Origin of the sequence: Roseobacter sp. TSBP12 (assembly GCF_009129705.1) — a bacterium.
Lineage (GTDB): Bacteria > Pseudomonadota > Alphaproteobacteria > Rhodobacterales > Rhodobacteraceae > Celeribacter > Celeribacter baekdonensis_A.
On the sequence record NZ_PYIB01000072.1, the window covers coordinates 55,940 to 69,210 of the forward strand.

Here is a 13,271-nt window from a genome sequence, read left to right on the forward strand (position 1 = left end):
AAATTTTGCCCCGATTCAGGGGCGGGGACAGTTATACGGGCAGCACGGGCAGAAGCACGCGCGCTCGCATAGGAAAGCAGGCGGTAGATCATGGCTTTGAATCTGACGATGCCCGATCGGGACGAGTTGAAACCGAAAATCACAGTGTTTGGTGTGGGCGGGGCCGGCGGCAACGCGGTCAACAACATGATCGAAAAAGAGCTTGAGGGGGTCGATTTCGTCGTTGCGAACACCGACGCGCAAGCTTTGCAACACGCCAAGGCCGCGGCCCGCATCCAGATGGGGGTGAAGGTCACCGAGGGCTTGGGCGCAGGTGCTCGTCCCTCCGTTGGGGCTGCCGCGGCCGAGGAAAGCATCGAGCAAATCGTCGATCACCTCGCAGGCGCGCATATGTGCTTTATCACCGCCGGCATGGGCGGGGGCACGGGCACAGGGGCCGCTCCGATCATCGCCCAAGCGGCGCGCGAACTCGGTGTATTGACCGTGGGCGTTGTGACCAAACCGTTCCAATTCGAAGGCGCAAAACGCATGCGTCAGGCCGAAGAGGGCGTTGAAGCGCTGCAAAAGATGGTCGACACGTTGATCATCATCCCGAACCAGAACCTGTTCCGTCTGGCCAATGAAAAAACCACCTTTACCGAAGCCTTCTCGATGGCAGATGACGTGCTGTATCAGGGCGTCAAAGGCGTGACTGACCTGATGGTCCGTCCGGGCCTGATCAACCTCGACTTCGCCGACGTGCGCGCGGTGATGGACGAGATGGGCAAGGCGATGATGGGCACGGGCGAAGCGTCCGGCGAGAACCGCGCCATCGAAGCCGCAGAAAAAGCCATTGCCAACCCGTTGTTGGACGAGATTTCCCTGCGCGGTGCAAAAGGCGTGTTGATCAACATCACCGGCGGTCACGATTTGACCCTGTTCGAATTGGACGAAGCCGCCAACCGCATCCGCGAAGAGGTGGACCCGGAGGCCAATATTATCGTTGGTTCGACCATGGATTCCACTCTCGAAGGCATGATGCGCGTGTCCGTTGTGGCAACGGGCATCGACGCCAATCAATCTTATGGCGAAATGCCGGTGGCACGTCGTCGCCTGGCCGAACCGCTGGCCGCCCCGGCAGAGGTTGAAGAGAAAATCGAACAGGCTCCTGCGGCACCTGTCGCCGCACAGGTTGCGCCCATGGACGAACCGGCCCAGCCGACGCTCGACGTGTTCGACCCGCAAGTGAACGCGCGCGCTGAGCCGCAACATGACGCCCGCTATGAGCAGCGTCAGGCCGATTTCCGTGCCATGGAAGACGATGTTCCGGCTCCGGCCTATCAGCCGCGCCCGCAACCCGCGCCGCAACCGGCAATGTATGAACCCGAAGCCGATGCGTTTGTCGCGCCGCGCGCCCCCTCTGCGGGCACGCCGTCCCCCGAAGCTCTGGCCCGGTTGCAAGCCGCTGTGGCCAAACAACCGCGCGCTGATATGCGGGCTGACCCGCATCCGCAGGCTGATCCGAACGCGGGCAAAGCCGGCCGCTTTGGCATCAACTCCCTGATTGGTCGCATGACCGGACATGGTTCAGAAGCCGAGGCGCGTCCGGTCCCCCAACCTCAGGCTCAGCCGCAAGCCCGGTTTGGCGCGCAGCCGCAGGTCCGCCCGCAGGTCCATCAGGCCTATGATGAAGATCAGGATCCGAATCCCGAAGCGGAAAAGATCGAGATTCCGGCTTTCCTGCGTCGTCAGGCCAACTGACATAAATCTGTGATCGCGCGTCTGATAAGCGCATCATTCAGGTCACATTTTTAGAAAATCATGAAAGTAAGAGGTCGCCTTTTGGCGGCCTTTTTCTTTTTATAACAGTGTCTTGCTGCGATGCGGCGTGAATGTGCGCGAAAATCTGCCTTTCAGGGGGTGCTCATGTTTCAATCCGTTACAAAGATTGAGTTGAGGCCATGGCCCATTGTTGGTTAGGAGGATGTAAACCAAGCACCGGGGTGGTGTGAGGCGCCGGTATCTGCAGCCAAGTGAGGGACTTCCCGCCGAGCGCAGTGCGAGATCGGCAAGACTATAACCTGCGAGATACGCCATCTGCGTGGGAAAATGAATGTGAGGCCTCTGGTGCAGACCACGGTAGCAAGAAAAGTTCGGTTCGACGGGGTGGGTCTCCATTCCGGTGCGCCTGTGTGTATGGTTGTCGTGCCTGCACCGGCCAATACCGGCATCACCTTTGTGCGCTCTGATATTCACGCCGACGCCTCTGATCCGCGTGGTGCGATCATTCCGGCGCGGTGGGACCATGTCGTCCCTTCGCAGCTCTGCACCCTGATCCGCAACGAAGATGGCGCAGAGGTTTCGACCATCGAACATATCATGGCTGCGCTTGCGGGTTGTGGCATCTCCAACGCCACGGTCTTTGTCGATGGGCCTGAGGTGCCGATCGTTGATGGCTCTGCCGCTCCTTTTGTGGATGGCTTGCTGGCTGTGGGTCTGGTCAACCAGGAGGGTCCGACCCGCGCGCTGAAAATTCTCAAACCCGTTGAGGTCACCAATGGCTCCGCCAAAGCGCGTCTTGAGCCGGCAGAGACCCTGGAAATTGATTTCCACATTGATTTCGCGGACGAAGCCATCGGCGTGCAGGACAAGCGGTTGGTCATGGCCAATGGCGCCTTTGTGCGTGAACTGTCGAATTGCCGCACCTTTTGCCGTAAGGCGGATGTGGATCATATGCAGCAAAACGGTCTGGCGCTTGGCGGCACCTTTGAAAACGCCGTTGTCGTTGATGGTCAGGACGTGTTGAGCCCCGGCGGTTTGCGCCGAGCGGATGAACCTGTGCGTCACAAAATGCTGGATGCTTTGGGCGATTTGTACCTCGCGGGTGCGCCAATTTTGGGGCGCTATGTCGGTGAAAAATCCGGTCACGCGATGACCAACGCGTTGCTGCGCGAACTCTTTGCGACTCGCGGTGCGTGGGCCTATGTCACCGTTGATGCGCCGACCGCAGCGCGTCTTCCAGGGGCGGGCGTGTCGCGCTCTGATCTGGCGTTCTGCGCCTGACCCTTTCCGAAGCGTTTTAGGCCCTTCCTACGTTGGACGGCATGTCTGTGATCTGAGCGAGATTGCGCCTACACCACACGCTTCAGGGACAGGTTCGGAGCATTTCAAAATCCCCCGATAGAGGAAAAACACAAAAGCCTCTACACCGTGACGTTATTTCCGGTGTAAAGACGTTTTGCACCGGATTTTTCTGTGTTAGGAGTGAGGTCACGGCCCGGTTTAAGGGGCTGATGACTGGTGTAGGTAGGACCTTTCATGACGGCACGTATCAAACGCGGATTGGGTGTAACGCTTGGACTTTCCATGGCTTTTCTTGTGGCCTGTGGGGACAATCCGCCCACGACCGATCTTGAAGGCTACCCGGCGGAAGAGATCTACAAACGCGCAGAATATGAGATCACCCAAAAGGATTTCGGTGACGCTGCCTTCTATTTTGGCGAGGTCGAGCGCCTTTATCCCTATTCCGATTGGGCCAAACGCGCTTTGATCATGCAGGCCTTTTCCTATCACCGGGATCGCGACTATGAGAATGCTCGCGTGTCCGCCCAACGTTTCCTTGATTTCTATCCCGCCGACGAGGACGCCGCCTATGCGCAATACCTGCTGGCGCTGTCCTATTATGACCAGATCGACGATATCGGTCGCGATCAGGGCCTGACCTTTCAGGCGCTTCAGGCGCTGCGTGTGGTGATCGAACGTTATCCCGACAGCGAATATGCGCGCTCTGCGATTCTGAAATTCGACCTCGCCTTTGACCACCTTGCGGGCAAAGAGATGGAGATCGGGCGCTATTACCTCAAACACAAACACTACACTGCGGCGGCCAACCGCTTCCGTGTGGTGGTTGAGCAATTCCAAACCACCCGGCACACGCCAGAGGCGTTGCACCGGTTGGTCGAATCCTACCTGTCGCTTGGTTTTGTCGAAGAGGCACAAACCGCGGCGGCGATTTTGGGTCACAATTATCAATCGACCGAATGGTATCAGGACAGTTACAAATTGCTGACCGGGCAGGGGCTTGAACCAAAAGTCTTTGAGAACAACTGGCTCGGCGCGGTGTATCGTCAGATGATCCGCGGCGAATGGCTCTGAGGGACGGAGCGCCCATCTCATGTTAAGAAGTCTCGACATCCGGGACATGTTGATCATTGACCGGCTGGAACTTGAGTTTCAGCCGGGTCTCAATGTGTTGACCGGCGAAACCGGCGCGGGCAAATCCATCCTGCTCGACAGTCTCGGCTTTGTGCTGGGGTGGCGCGGGCGTGCCGATTTGGTGCGCGCGGGGGCGGCGCAGGGCGAAGTCACGGCGGTGTTCGATTTACCGCGCGGCCATGACGCCGAGGATGTGCTGAAAGAACTGGACATCGAGGCCGAGGATGGCGAGCTGATCCTGCGCCGGGTCAATGCCGCCGACGGGCGCAAAACCGCATGGGTCAATGACCGCCGGGTGTCGGGCGATGTGTTGCGCCGCCTGTCGGATGTCTTGGTCGAATTGCATGGCCAACATGATGATCGCGGGTTGTTGAACCCGCGCGGCCATCGCGCGCTGTTGGACAGTTTCGGCGGGCTCGAGTCCATGGTTTCCGCCTCGCGTCAGGCTTGGAAAACGCTCTATGAGGCGCGTAAAGCCTTGGCCAAAGCGACCAAAGAGCAAGCCGCGCTCAAGGACGAAGAAGAGTTCCTGCGTCATACCGTGGCCGAATTTGACAAACTCAATCCAGAGCCCGGCGAAGAGGCCAAACTCGACGCCCAACGTCGCCTGATGCAGTCCTCTGAAAAGATCGCGGCTGATGTCGCCAAGGCGCATCAAGCCCTGTCCTATGATGGCGGTGAGGGGATGTTGGCGGATGCTCTGCGTTGGCTTGAGGGGGCGGCGGAAAAGGCCGAAGGGCGGCTTGAGGGCGCGATTGAATCCTTGGGGCGCGCGCTCAATGAATTGGCCGATGCCCAGTCCGGCGTCGAATCCTGTATCGATGCGCTGCGGTTTAATCCGCATGAGTTGGAAGAGGTCGAAGAGCGGTTGTTCGCCATTCGGGGGTTGGCCCGCAAGCATTCGGTTTTGGCCGATGATCTCGGCGGCTTTGCCGATGCGTTGCGGCTTAAACTGACCGCTCTCGACAGTGGCGCTGGCGATCTTGTGGCACTGGCCAAAGCGGTAGAGACGGCCGAAACCACCTATGAGGCGGCGGCGAACACCCTGACACAGGCTCGCACCAAAGCCGCCGCCGAGTTGGACTCGATGATGGCCAAAGAACTCGCCCCGCTGAAAATGGAACGCGCGGTGTTTTCGACTCAAATCACAGCGGGCGAGCCCGGCGCGGAGGGCCGTGATACCGTGGCCTTTACGGTCGCTACCAACCCCGGCGCGCCTGCCGGACCGATCGGTAAAATCGCCTCTGGCGGGGAATTGTCGCGCTTTCTTTTGGCGCTCAAAGTTTGCCTCACCCGCGATCAATCCGGTGTTACGATGATCTTTGATGAAATTGACCGTGGCGTCGGTGGTGCGACGGCGGATGCGGTCGGACGGCGGCTCAAAGCGCTGGCCTCAGAGGGGCAAGTCCTGGTCGTCACCCACAGCCCACAAGTGGCCGCTTTGGGCGGGCATCATTGGCGCGTGGCCAAACGGGTCGAAGGTGGCATGACGCTTTCCGAAGTCACGCCTTTGGACGACATGGAGCGGATTGACGAATTGGCGCGGATGTTGGCGGGCGACACCATCACCGAAGCCGCGCGTGACGCCGCACGCGCGCTTTTGATCGGCTAAGACAACAGGCACGAGACTCTCGTGCCTCGCCTGTCCTTACCGTGATGCAAATACTCTCATTCTTAGGGGACGATCTTGCCCGGATTGAGGATATTTTTGGGATCCAACGCCGCTTTGATCGCGCCCATCATCGCCCAAGCCTCGCCGTGTTCCTCGATCATCAGGCTCTTTTTGCCCATGCCGATGCCATGTTCGCCGGTGATTGTGCCGCCAAGTTTCAGCGCCCGTTCGGCCATCAGATGCGCCAAGCGTTTGGCCTCTTTGATCTCGGCCTCGTCATTAGGGTCGACCAGCAAAATGGCGTGAAAATTGCCATCTCCGACATGGCCCAAAATCGGACCGTCCAAGGGCGAGGCCTTGATGTCTTCTGCCGTTTCTTCCACCGCCTGCGCCAGTTTCGAGATTGGCACACAGATGTCGGTGACCACGGCTTTTGCACCTTTTCTGAGCGCCAAACAGGCCCAGTAGGCGTGGTGGCGCATGGTCCAAAGGGCGGTGCGGTCTTCGGGTTTGGTGGCCCAGTTGAAATCTGAGCCGCCGAAATCATGGACGATCTCGCCAAACAGATCGACCTGCTCAGACACCGCCTGTTCCGAGCCGTTGAATTCGACGAACAAATGTGGTTTGAGCGGAAAATCTGAGCCGGAATAGAGGTTTACGGCATTCACGGAATCCGCATCCAGAAATTCGATCCGCGCCATCGGCAGGCCGATCTGGATCGTCGCAATCACCGCCTCGACCGCAGGCCCCATCTCGTCAAAGGCACAGACCGCCGCCGACACCGCTTCGGGTTGGCCATGCAGCCGCAGGGTGAGTTCGGTGATCAGGCCCAAAGTGCCCTCGGACCCGACCATCAAAGCGGTCAAATCATAGCCCGCTGCCGATTTACGCGCCCGCGATCCGGTGCGCACAATCGTGCCATCGGCCAAAACGACCTCAAGCCCGATGACATTGTCGCGCATGGTGCCGTATTTCACCGCCGTGGTGCCCGACGCCCGCGTCATCGCCATACCGCCCAGCGAGGCATTCGCGCCCGGATCGACCGGGAACATCAACCCGGTGGTGCGCAATTCGACATTGAGCGCCTCGCGTGTCACGCCCGGTTGCACCACCACATCCATATCGGCGTCATTGATCCGCAACACCCGGTTCATCCGGGAAAAATCCACCACAATCCCGCCGTGGATCGCCAAAGTTTGCCCCTCAAGCGAGGTGCCCGCACCAAAGCCCGTGACAGGGATGTCATGGGCGTGGCACAGTTTCATCAGGGCCGCGACCTCTTCGGTGGTTTCGGGATAGGCCACAGCCTCGGGCGGGGTCAGCGGAAACCACGTCTCGGACTGGCCATGTTGATCCAAATCGGACTTGGAACGGGTGAGGCGACCCTCTAGAACGGAGGAAAGCTCGGTGAAGAGAGTATCTGAGATCATATCGGAATCGCTGTCTGTTGCGGCTGATCGACCTTAGAGGATGCGGCGGGGCAGTGAAAGCGCAGGACCCGCCTGACAGAGGACAAAATCCGCCGATCAAAGGCGATTGGGCGCAAAACACGCCGATAATTGAGGGCAGGGGGCAGCGTCGGGCATGTCTGACGATAAAATTTCATACCCAAAACGCGCTATCTCTGAGATCCGGGAGGGACTTGCCGAGACCGTGGCCCTGATCCGCAGGCGCGGCCCAAGCCAAATCCAATTTTGGTTCATCGCGCTGTGCATCGGTGTGGCCTCCGGCTTTGCCGCTTTGCTTTTCCGCAAAGGGATCAACCTGTTACAAGGCTTTTTCTACGGCACGGATGATCTGCGCCACCTGCATAGTTTTGCCGGAGGCCTGCCGTGGTATTGGGTTTTGGCCCTGCCGGTCTGTGGCGGGCTGGTGGTTGGGGTGATCCTCAACTGGTTCACGCCGGACGGGCGGGTGCGCTCGGTGGCGGATGTGATCGAAGGTGCGGCCTTGAATGAGGGTCGTGTGGAAAAACGCGCAGGTCTGGCCTCGGCCGCCGCCTCGCTGATCACGCTGTCCACGGGCGGATCGTCGGGACGCGAGGGCCCCGTGGTCCACTTGGCGGGGGTGATTTCAAGCTGGGTGTCCAACCGATTGCATGCCGACGGCATCACCGGGCGCGACCTGTTGGGCTGTGCTGTCGCCGCCGCCGTGTCGGCGTCTTTCAACGCGCCGATTGCCGGGGCCTTGTTTGCGCTTGAAGTCGTCTTGCGCCATTTCGCGGTCCATGCCTTTGCGCCGATTGTCATCGCCTCGGCTGCGGGCACGGTGATCAACCGTTTGGAGTTTGGCGGTGTCACCGAATTTACCTTGGCTGCCGAAGGGGCGCTGACCTTTTACGTCGAACTCCCGGCGTTTTTGTTGCTTGGGTTGCTTTGTGGTGTGGTCGCCGTGGTGATGATGCGGACGATTTTCATGGCCGATGATTTTGGCTCATGGGCGCAAGAGCGGATGCACCTGCCGCCGGTTTTGCGCCCGGCGGTGGCGGGGTTATTGCTCGGCACCATCGCGATCTTTTTTCCGCATATCATCGGGGTCGGATACGAGACCACATCTTACGCGCTCACCGGGCAATTACTGATCTGGCAGGCCATCGTCTTTGCGGTGATCAAGGTCGTGGCTGTCGCCATCACCATGGCCGGACGCATGGGCGGGGGCGTGTTTTCGCCCGCTTTGATGGTCGGGGCTTTGACCGGGCTGGCCTTTGGCCTGATCGCCACGGCGGTGTTCCCGAATGTGTCGGGCACCGCCACGCTCTATGCTTTGGCGGGAATGGGGGCGGTGGCGGCAGCAGTGCTTGGCGCGCCGATTTCGACCACGTTGATCGTATTTGAACTGACCGGGGATTGGCAAACCGGATTGGCAGTGATGGTGGCGGTGTCGCTGTCCACGGCCCTGGCTTCGCGGTTGGTGGATCGCTCGTTTTTTCTCACGCTGTTGGAACGGCGCGATGTGCATTTGGCGGCGGGCCCACAGGCCTATCTTTTGGCGACGGTGCGGGTACACCAATGTTACCGTGCCCCGGATGCGCCACGTGCGGCCTCGGAGGAGGCCTGTAAGGATTTGATCCAGCAGGGGATTTATGTGTCTCCCAATATGACTTTGGAAAAGGCGATGCCTTTGTTTGAGGCGCATAATCTGGTGTTTGTCCCGGTCGTCACACTGCATGAGGAAAGCGGTCCCGAACTTCACGGTGCGCTGTTTCAGGTCGATGCGCTTCGGGTGTTTAGTAAAAAGCTCGCGGACACGGCGGCGGAAGAGCACAGTTAAAGCGAAAACGCAGGCCCGAAAGCCTGCGTTTCTACAATGGTTTTTGTGATGAAATTGGGGCTTAAAGCTGTTCGACAGCGGCTTTTCGCGGATAAAAGGCGATATAGTCTTTGAGGCCGGAGACGAGCGGTTTCGGGTCCTCATAGGACCATGCCGCATCGGCAATCACCACGGATTTCGTGTGGATCGCATAATAGGTGGCCTCGCCTTTGAACGGGCAGACGGAGACGGTGTCGGTCTTGTCCAAAAACGCCATCGCAAGGTCTTCACGCGGGAAATAAATCACCGGCGGATAGTCCCCTTCGCTCAGTTCCAAAGCCCGCGATGTTTCGCCCAAAACGGCACCGCCCGCTCGAACCACATAGGTCCCCGGGGCTGTGCGGATCTTGATATGATCTGGCATGTCTCGTATCCCTCTGTTGATTTTCGCAGACCTTATCAGGCTTCTTGCGACAGGTATATGTCAGACGGGTGCAACCGCATGTCGCAGCCAGTCGCGGGCCGTCTCTGACACACGCGGCGCGATCTTGTCCCAGACCTCGGCGTGATAGTCATTGAGCCAATCGCGCTCCCATGGCGCCAATTCATCGACCAGAATCAACGAGCGATCAATCGGGACAAAGGTCAGGGTCTCAAACGCCAACATGTCGCGATCATCGGCGCCTGAAATTTCAGCGGCGGGGCGCACCACAATCAGGTTTTCGATGCGGATGCCGTAAGCGCCTTCGCGATAATAGCCGGGTTCATTCGAGAGGATCATCCCCTCGCGCAGCGCCAAGGTTGAGCTGCGTGAAATGCGTTGCGGGCCTTCGTGGACGGACAGAAATGCGCCAACGCCGTGGCCGGTGCCGTGATCATAATCGCGCCCCATCCGCCACAATGGCGCACGCGCCAAAGCGTCCAGATGCCCGCCCGACACATCGCGCGGAAAGCGCGCGGTTGAGATCGCGATCATGCCCTGAAGCACCGCAGTAAAACTCACCCGCTCTTCGCCCGCCACATCGCCAAGCGCGACGGTGCGGGTGATGTCGGTGGTGCCGTCTTGGTACTGGCCGCCACTGTCCACCAGCAACAATTCACCGCGTTTGAGCGCGCGGTTGGTGTCTTCGGTCACACGGTAATGGACAATCGCGCCATTCGGCCCGGCACCACAAATCGTATCAAAAGAAATCTCTTTGAGTTGGTTGGTGGCGGCGCGACAGGCCTCAAGCTGTTTGACCACTTCGATCTCGGTCAGGTCTTCGGGCATTTGCTCGGAGAGCCAGCACAGAAACTCCACCATCGCCGCGCCATCGCGCAGATGCGCCTCGCGCATCCCCTTGATTTCCGCCTCGGTTTTGCAGGCTTTCGGCAGGATACAGGGGTCATCGCCCTCGATGATCTCCGCCTCCGACATCATGGTTTTGACCGCATGGGGGGCTGTGCCGGGATCGACCAACACCGGACCTTGCAGCGCCCCAAGCGCGGCGGCGAAACCCTCGCGTGGCTCGATCGTGATGCGTGGGTCGGGGCCGAGATGGGCGTATTTTTCCGCGGCGTCAAACAGGGTCAGCTTACCGCCCGTGTCGCCTGTAGTGGTCAAAATTCCAAAGGCCTGCACCACCGGATTATGCGCAATATCCGTGCCGCGGATGTTCAACAGCCAACACAGGCTGTCAGGCAGGGTGAGCACCACCACCTCAGCCCCGGCCTTTTTCACGGCCGCACCAATCTCAGTAAACTTTTCCTCGGAGGTTTTGCCGGCCAGTTCAAAGGGGTGTACACTCACGGGTGACATCCCACGTTCTGGCCGGTCGGGCCAGATTTTGTCGACAAGATTGACCGTCGCCACCATCTCTTTTGGCGTGTCGGAGAGCGTGCGGCGCAGCCCGTCGATCTCGCGGATCGTGTGCAGCCAAGGGTCAAAACCGATCTTTTCCGCATCCGTCTCTTTCAACCATGCGCCAAGGCTGGTCTGCGGCCAGGCGACGAAATCAAACACTGCCGGATCGCATTGAGCGCGCACCTGAACCGTGTAGCGGCCATCGGTGAACATCACCGCGCGGTCACGCAGGATCACGGCAAAGCCCGCCGACCCGGTGAACCCGGTCAACCACGCCAAACGTTCATCACAGGGCGCAACATATTCGCCCTGATGGGCGTCGCCACGCGGCACGATAAAGGCGTCCAATCCGGCGTCCACCATTGCGGCGCGCAGGGCGGTGACGCGCGGGGCGGCTTGGTCAGGGCGAGAGGTCACGTCAAAGCTCTGGAACATGGTGCCATGTGCCTTTTCTATTTAAAATAATCATTTGGTGCGCGCAGATCGGCGCCGCAGGTCTTAGGACGCGCGGCGGATGCCCATCACCCGTGCGCGGGCGCGCGGGTCGCTGTCAAACAGAGAAGCCAGTTGTTCGGTCATCGCGCCCGCCAATTGTTCGACATCGGTGATGGTCACGGCGCGATCATAATAGCGCGTGACGTCATGGCCGATGCCGATGGCCAAAAGCTCAACCTGTTTGCGTTTCTCGATCATGCCGATCACATCGCGCAGGTGTTTTTCAAGGTAATTGGCCGGGTTGACCGAGAGCGTGCTGTCATCCACCGGTGCCCCATCCGAGATCACCATGAGGATTTTACGCGCTTCAGGCCGTCCCATCATCCGCCGATGCGCCCATTCAAGCGCCTCGCCGTCGATGTTTTCTTTCAACAGGCCCTCTTTCATCATCAGGCCCAAATTGGCCCGCGTCCGGCGCATTGGTGCGTCGGCGGATTTGTAGATGATGTGGCGCAGATCGTTCAAACGGCCGGGTTGCGCCGGACGCCCAGCGGCCAGCCACGCTTCGCGCGCCAATCCGCCCTTCCACGCGCGGGTGGTAAAGCCCAGCACCTCAACCTTGACGTTGCAACGCTCCAGCGTGCGGGCCAAGACATCGGCACAGATCGCCGCGATCGAGATCGGACGACCGCGCATCGAGCCGGAGTTGTCGAGCAGGAGCGTCACCACCGTGTCGCGGAACTCGGTGTCTTTTTCAACCTTGAAGGACAGGGGCGTGGTGGGGTTGGCGATCACACGGGCCAAGCGGCCAGCGTCCAAAATCCCCTCCTCGCGGTCAAATTCCCATGAGCGGTTTTGTTGCGCCTGAAGGCGGCGTTGCAGCTTGTTGGCCAGGCGCGACACAGCCCCTTTGAGCGGTTCCAACTGTTGATCCAAATAGGCGCGCAGGCGTTCCAATTCAGCCGGTTCGGCCAAATCTTCGGCGGCGATCTCTTCATCGTTGGCGGTGGAAAACACTTGGTAATTCGGATCGGCGTCGGAATAGGGCGCGGGTTGCGGTGGTTCGATCTCGGCCTCATCTTGCGGCAGCTCGACCTCATCCGAAAACTCATCTTCGGCCATGTCATCCGAGGACATCGAGGCCTCTTGCATGTCCTGCTGTTCGTCCTGCGCGCTCTCGGGGCTGGCCTCTTCCTCGTCCGAGCTGTCCTGCTCTTCGCCGGTGGACTCGGCCTCTTCTTCTTGCTCGTCGGTTTCGGCGGATTGATCGTCTTCGGGATCGGTCGTATCCGGGTCGTCGCCCAATTGGTCGCCGTATCCCAGTTCTTCGATCACGCGCCGCGCCAGACGGGCAAAGCCACGCTGATCTTCCAACAGATCGCCAATATCCTCGAAGGTGCCCTGAGTCTGACCCTCAATGAAATCGCGCCACAGATTCAAAACCGTGTCTGCGCCTTTTGGCAGTTCACGCCCGGTGGACAATTCGCGCAGGTAATAGCCCATGGCCTGTGCCAAAGGCGCGTCTTCACGTTTGGTGATGCCATCATAGCCACGGCGCATTGCCTCATTGCCGATTTTGGCGTTGATGTTTTTGGCCGTGCCGGGCATGTGCCGCGCTCCCGCCGCCTCACAGCGCGCGGTTTCCAGGGCGTCGTAAATCTCAAACGCCATCTGACCCTGTGGCGCGTAGCGTTGGAACGTCGGTTGGTCGTGAAATTTGTGACGCAGAGCCAGCGCATCGGCGGTGCCGCGCGCGATCAACACTTCGTCTTTGGTCATCCGCCGCGACACTTGCGGTAGGCGCACGGTATCGCCCGACAGACCCGAGGGATCCATCGAATAGGTGATCGTCAGCTCCGCATCGTTGGCGAGCACTTTTGTGGCTTCGGCCAGCGCCTTTTTGAACGGATCGGCAGGGTTATCAGAGGGCTTGTTCAT

Annotated in this window: 9 protein-coding genes; 5 read left to right on the plus strand and 4 right to left on the minus strand. The window is 59.7% G+C overall.

Annotated features, from left to right (window positions below; all coding sequences use genetic code 11):
- The first annotated feature begins 90 nt into the window (after positions 1 to 90).
- The 4 genes from ftsZ to recN all read left to right on the plus strand — a co-directional run bounded on the left by ftsZ (position 91) and on the right by recN (position 5,806).
- On the plus strand, positions 91 to 1,740 hold the full coding sequence (gene ftsZ / locus C8029_RS20160) for a cell division protein FtsZ (RefSeq protein ID WP_009570737.1): 1,650 nt from the start codon (positions 91 to 93) through the stop codon (positions 1,738 to 1,740).
- A 366-nt stretch (positions 1,741 to 2,106) separates the two neighbouring features.
- Positions 2,107 to 3,042 (plus strand): UDP-3-O-acyl-N-acetylglucosamine deacetylase, encoded by a 936-nt coding sequence (lpxC, locus tag C8029_RS20165; RefSeq protein ID WP_040401866.1) that lies wholly within the window; start codon positions 2,107 to 2,109, stop codon positions 3,040 to 3,042.
- 255 nt (positions 3,043 to 3,297) lie between these two features.
- Entirely contained in the window at positions 3,298 to 4,134 is an 837-nt protein-coding gene (locus C8029_RS20170; protein ID WP_009570735.1) for an outer membrane protein assembly factor BamD, read from the plus strand.
- Positions 4,135 to 4,153: 19 nt separating this feature from the next.
- Entirely contained in the window at positions 4,154 to 5,806 is a 1,653-nt protein-coding gene (recN, locus tag C8029_RS20175; RefSeq protein ID WP_152003597.1) for a DNA repair protein RecN, read from the plus strand.
- Between the two features lie 62 nt (positions 5,807 to 5,868).
- On the opposite strand, the gene C8029_RS20180 is transcribed toward recN, so the two are convergent.
- On the minus strand, positions 5,869 to 7,236 hold the full coding sequence (locus C8029_RS20180) for an FAD-binding oxidoreductase (protein WP_152003598.1): 1,368 nt from the start codon (positions 7,234 to 7,236) through the stop codon (positions 5,869 to 5,871).
- A 154-nt stretch (positions 7,237 to 7,390) separates the two neighbouring features.
- On the opposite strand from C8029_RS20180, the gene C8029_RS20185 reads away from it, so the two are divergent.
- Positions 7,391 to 9,076: a chloride channel protein gene (locus C8029_RS20185; RefSeq protein WP_040401906.1), complete on the plus strand. Its 1,686-nt coding sequence runs from the start codon at positions 7,391 to 7,393 to the stop codon at positions 9,074 to 9,076.
- A 61-nt stretch (positions 9,077 to 9,137) separates the two neighbouring features.
- On the opposite strand, the gene C8029_RS20190 is transcribed toward C8029_RS20185, so the two are convergent.
- The 3 genes from C8029_RS20190 to cobT all read right to left on the minus strand — a co-directional run bounded on the left by C8029_RS20190 (position 9,138) and on the right by cobT (position 13,271).
- Positions 9,138 to 9,479, minus strand: coding sequence for a DUF427 domain-containing protein (locus tag C8029_RS20190; protein WP_009570731.1), 342 nt, complete (start codon positions 9,477 to 9,479; stop codon positions 9,138 to 9,140).
- A gap of 60 nt (positions 9,480 to 9,539) precedes the next feature.
- On the minus strand, positions 9,540 to 11,333 hold the full coding sequence (locus tag C8029_RS20195; RefSeq protein ID WP_009570730.1) for an aminopeptidase P family protein: 1,794 nt from the start codon (positions 11,331 to 11,333) through the stop codon (positions 9,540 to 9,542).
- A gap of 63 nt (positions 11,334 to 11,396) precedes the next feature.
- Entirely contained in the window at positions 11,397 to 13,271 is a 1,875-nt protein-coding gene (gene cobT, locus C8029_RS20200; protein ID WP_152003599.1) for a cobaltochelatase subunit CobT, read from the minus strand.

Coding starts and splice junctions, on each gene's coding strand:
- C8029_RS20190 (WP_009570731.1), bottom strand. CDS start 9,479: ATGCCAGATCATATCAAGATCCGCACAGCCCCGGGGACCTATGTGGTT.
- recN (WP_152003597.1), top strand. CDS start 4,154: ATGTTAAGAAGTCTCGACATCCGGGACATGTTGATCATTGACCGGCTG.
- C8029_RS20170 (WP_009570735.1), top strand. CDS start 3,298: ATGACGGCACGTATCAAACGCGGATTGGGTGTAACGCTTGGACTTTCC.
- C8029_RS20180 (WP_152003598.1), bottom strand. CDS start 7,236: ATGATCTCAGATACTCTCTTCACCGAGCTTTCCTCCGTTCTAGAGGGT.
- C8029_RS20195 (WP_009570730.1), bottom strand. CDS start 11,333: ATGTTCCAGAGCTTTGACGTGACCTCTCGCCCTGACCAAGCCGCCCCG.
- C8029_RS20185 (WP_040401906.1), top strand. CDS start 7,391: ATGTCTGACGATAAAATTTCATACCCAAAACGCGCTATCTCTGAGATC.
- cobT (WP_152003599.1), bottom strand. CDS start 13,271: ATGAACAAGCCCTCTGATAACCCTGCCGATCCGTTCAAAAAGGCGCTG.
- ftsZ (WP_009570737.1), top strand. CDS start 91: ATGGCTTTGAATCTGACGATGCCCGATCGGGACGAGTTGAAACCGAAA.